The sequence below is a fragment of the Thioclava dalianensis genome (assembly GCF_000715505.1).
In the GTDB taxonomy this organism is placed as follows: domain Bacteria; phylum Pseudomonadota; class Alphaproteobacteria; order Rhodobacterales; family Rhodobacteraceae; genus Thioclava; species Thioclava dalianensis.
The window spans coordinates 1-3,052 of record NZ_JHEH01000079.1 but is presented as its reverse complement, the minus strand read 5'-3'; the positions used below and the strand labels follow the sequence as shown (position 1 = coordinate 3,052).

At 62.1% G+C, this 3,052-nt stretch carries 9 protein-coding genes; all 9 read right to left on the bottom strand.

Annotated elements, in window-relative coordinates:
- Window positions 1-114: 114 nt before the first annotated feature.
- Window positions 115-318: a hypothetical protein gene (locus tag DL1_RS21780; RefSeq protein WP_143081710.1), complete on the bottom strand. Its 204-nt coding sequence runs from the start codon at window positions 316-318 to the stop codon at window positions 115-117.
- Between the two features lie 7 nt (window positions 319-325).
- Complete coding sequence (locus DL1_RS20505; RefSeq protein WP_038070207.1) at window positions 326-697, bottom strand: hypothetical protein; 372 nt, start codon at window positions 695-697, stop codon at window positions 326-328.
- Entirely contained in the window at window positions 694-1,308 is a 615-nt protein-coding gene (locus DL1_RS20500; RefSeq protein ID WP_074854951.1) for an N-acetylmuramidase family protein, read from the bottom strand. The genes DL1_RS20505 and DL1_RS20500 overlap by 4 nt, the downstream gene beginning before the upstream one ends.
- On the bottom strand, window positions 1,308-1,721 hold the full coding sequence (locus tag DL1_RS20495) for a hypothetical protein (protein ID WP_038070205.1): 414 nt from the start codon (window positions 1,719-1,721) through the stop codon (window positions 1,308-1,310). The genes DL1_RS20500 and DL1_RS20495 overlap by 1 nt, the downstream gene beginning before the upstream one ends.
- A gap of 1 nt (window position 1,722) precedes the next feature.
- Window positions 1,723-1,917 (bottom strand): hypothetical protein, encoded by a 195-nt coding sequence (locus tag DL1_RS20490; protein ID WP_038070202.1) that lies wholly within the window; start codon window positions 1,915-1,917, stop codon window positions 1,723-1,725.
- Window positions 1,910-2,179, bottom strand: a complete 270-nt coding sequence (locus DL1_RS20485) for a hypothetical protein (RefSeq protein ID WP_038070198.1) — start codon at window positions 2,177-2,179, stop codon at window positions 1,910-1,912. The genes DL1_RS20490 and DL1_RS20485 overlap by 8 nt, the downstream gene beginning before the upstream one ends.
- A 4-nt stretch (window positions 2,180-2,183) precedes the next feature.
- On the bottom strand, window positions 2,184-2,465 hold the full coding sequence (locus DL1_RS20480; RefSeq protein WP_038070196.1) for a hypothetical protein: 282 nt from the start codon (window positions 2,463-2,465) through the stop codon (window positions 2,184-2,186).
- 1 nt (window position 2,466) lies between these two features.
- Window positions 2,467-2,784 carry a hypothetical protein gene (locus tag DL1_RS20475; protein ID WP_038070193.1) on the bottom strand — a complete coding sequence of 106 codons (318 nt, stop codon included), beginning with the start codon at window positions 2,782-2,784 and terminating at the stop codon, window positions 2,467-2,469.
- The coding region (locus DL1_RS20470) for a hypothetical protein (protein WP_038070189.1) at window positions 2,781-3,052 on the bottom strand (272 nt) is incomplete at its 5' end. The genes DL1_RS20470 and DL1_RS20475, both read right to left, overlap by 4 nt.

Genomic DNA, 3,052 nt, shown 5'->3' with positions numbered 1-3,052 from the left:
CTTCGTCTCCGCCATTAACTTTCTGAAATCGTTATAAAACAACCGCTTAGGTGATGTGCGTGCAGCAAAATGAGCAGCACTTTGTGCAGCATTTTTGGCTGATATTTTGGAGGTTTAGCGCGCCCCGGTGGCGCGGATCTTGGCATCAGCTGCCATGACGGCAATGGCACGGCGCCGGTCGCACTCTATCAGCGAGTCGCCAAGCAGGATAATCATCCGAGAGGCTGCTTCCAGCGTCCCGGCATCGTCCACAAGCGCCTCCGGGCCCGGGCATTTCTGCCGGGCAGCCGGAGGCACCTCCACGCGAACTTGTGGCAACGGCGCTTCATTGAGCGCGCCAGTGGTCGCGGATTTGTTGGAGCACCCGATCAGGAATGCCGGGGCGAGACAGATCAGGATCAGCGTCGAACGCATCAAACAGTTTCCTTTCGGCAGTAGTGCGCGCCTGCTGCGCTGCCAGTAGATCAGCTTCCGCCTCGGCCAGCTGGCGGGCCTTGTCGTTGGCCTCAGTGATCGCGCTAGCAGTGCGCGCCCGTTCGGCCCTGAGAGCCGCTGACGTGGCCTCTGAGGCGGTAGCCTTCATCTGCGCGACCTCGGCGCGGCAGAAGGCGTCTCGCACCCACACGCCAGCGCCGAAGGCAGCGGCGAGCACGACGCCGCCCGCTGCCAGCCGCGCCCACGGCGGGATCAGGCTCACGACGCGAGCTCGAAAGGCGTATCACGGATCGCCGCCCACCGGGCATAGGCTGCCGCGAGACGCTTGTGGTAGCCGTGGCGCGCGTAGTCGGGACCATTGTAGCCCCGCGCGAACGCGGCCCACTCATGCCCCCGCAGTTCATCGTCAAGGTGCGTGGCCTTGATGAAGTCGACCATGCCGTCAAGCTGGTTTGCCTCGCTCTCGGTGAATGCTTCCACCATCGCTTGAGCGGTGCCATATCCGGCGTCTTCGTGGTTGAAGCCCATGATCTGCCCGAGCCCCCACGAGGCTGACCGCAGCGCCGCCTCGGCGTCGATCATCATTGCCTTGATCAAGCGCGGGTAGCTATCGTTCGGGTATGCTTCCTCGCCCCAGCTGGGATATGCGAGCCGTTCGCGTGCCGCCTGATCGCGCTTGGCGCCGGGGCCGAGCTGCCGCCAGAAGATGTGCGGCTCGAACAACATCTTTGGCCGCCCTTGGTCATCGAATCCGCTCCCGCTGGTCTCGACATCGAGGACAGCATGGATCTCGTCTTCTCCCACACCGATCAGCGCGCCAATGCGCGGGAGATCGATATCTGCGAGGGGCAGGGCTTTTCCTTTGAACTGCATCATTTTCTCCATGCATCGCGCAGCGCCGCCGCGAGGCGGATTACGCAGATATGTTTCGGGTAGAAGGGGGCAGACAGGAGCGAGTAGCGCCCCCGCTCATTTTCGGGGATCATCTCACGGAGCAACGAAAGCTTGTGATAGAGGCTGATCAGCACCATCGTGCCAAAGACGAGGTTCGGCGCCGCGCGGCCAAACGGCCCGCCAGCGGGCCAAAAGCCGCCGCAGAGGACAGGTAGAATGTCCCAATATGCCGACCGGAACGAGATGGCGATGACCATCATCGTCACGCCCCAGGACATGTGATAGACACGCCGATCCGTCGAGTTCTGGAGCATCGGCCAGAACCCGCGCGCCACGAGGGCCAGCCCCGCAACCTGAAAAATAGAAAGTGCCGCTGCCAGCTCGTTAGTCATCTCAGTGTCTCCCCCGGCGCGCTGCCTCAAGTTCTGTAATCAGTTTTTCTGCCCGGCCTTGCACGGCGAGGACGTGGTGCGTTGTCTGCTTCTTGACGGCCCGCACTTCTTCATCCCGCGATTTGGAGGCTTGCTCGATTTCGTCGGTGGCGTCTTTGCTCTGACGGCCAAGGATAATGCGCCAAAATTCACCCATTCGACCCTCCCGCGCGGAGAGAAGCAGAAAGAGCGTCCAAGGTCTTGTTCGTGGCGATGGCCAGATCCGTCACTTCCTTGGCGCTGTCTTTCACGTCCGCGAGCCGCGCTGCCTGTGTTTCGGACAGGATCTTGGACGCCGCTGCTCGCTCTTTCTGCAACTGCCTCCAAAGAGCGGCCACGGCCACGGCAAGTCCGATGATCATCACCGCCGCAGTGCCGCCGCCGAGCGCATCGAGGATATCTTTGAACGGGATATTCATCGCCCTAGGTCGCGTAGAAAACGAGGGCACCGGCAGCGGCTCCAAGGATCGTCGCCAAGGCGTCAAGCGCCTCTGGATCTCCTTCGTGCATTGCCTTGTCCCAGATGATTTCCTTTGCGACGGCGATGGCGGCCGCCGCGATAAGGCCCATCATCGCCGCAACGCGCCGATCTGCATCGAGCGGGAGCAGAAGGAAGAATGCCGCGCCGGTCAGCGCCATCATGAAACCGCCGGTCAAGTGCCGGAACTTGTCGGCTGCGAGCATCCGTTTGAGAAAGCTGGACATGTCAAAACTCCTTTGCCAGTGCCGCAACCGCCTCTGGCAGATCGGGCCAAGCCGGGTCAGTCCCGGCCTCGATTGAGGCGCGGCATGCCTCGCGCATTTGCGTGATCCAGTTGACTGCCGCCGAGAAGGTAGCCGTCTGCTCGGTGGTGAGATCCCCGACGATGGCCGCACTTTGCAAGTTGGTGAGCGTGAACGGATCGAGCGTTGCAGCGATCATGGCGCTGCATTCATTTTTGATCGCGGTGTCCCGCGCCTGTTTTGCCGATGCGGCTTTATCTTCCGCCGTGACAAGCTGGCTCATGTCGATTGCGATGGTCATTCCGGGGCCTCCTCTGGCTCGGCGTCATAGGGCGGCAGATCGACGGGCCCGTCCTCGGTGACTGTGATTGGCGCTGGGAAGCGCGTTTCGTGGGGCGCGTTCGGGCCATGCGGTAAGCGCAGCGTCAGCGACAACTCGCCATTCGCGCGCGTGATCGATCCGTCGAACCAATCAGACGCCACCGCCTGTGCGGGCAATGTGGCACCTTCGGGGATTCCTGAGAGGTCCAATGATTCTCCGTTCAGTGTCAGCACATCGCCAGCGACGG

Coding starts and splice junctions, on each gene's coding strand:
- DL1_RS20500 (WP_074854951.1), bottom strand. CDS start 1,308: ATGCAGTTCAAAGGAAAAGCCCTGCCCCTCGCAGATATCGATCTCCCG.
- DL1_RS20485 (WP_038070198.1), bottom strand. CDS start 2,179: ATGAATATCCCGTTCAAAGATATCCTCGATGCGCTCGGCGGCGGCACT.
- DL1_RS20490 (WP_038070202.1), bottom strand. CDS start 1,917: ATGGGTGAATTTTGGCGCATTATCCTTGGCCGTCAGAGCAAAGACGCC.
- DL1_RS20480 (WP_038070196.1), bottom strand. CDS start 2,465: ATGTCCAGCTTTCTCAAACGGATGCTCGCAGCCGACAAGTTCCGGCAC.
- DL1_RS20475 (WP_038070193.1), bottom strand. CDS start 2,784: ATGACCATCGCAATCGACATGAGCCAGCTTGTCACGGCGGAAGATAAA.
- DL1_RS20495 (WP_038070205.1), bottom strand. CDS start 1,721: ATGACTAACGAGCTGGCAGCGGCACTTTCTATTTTTCAGGTTGCGGGG.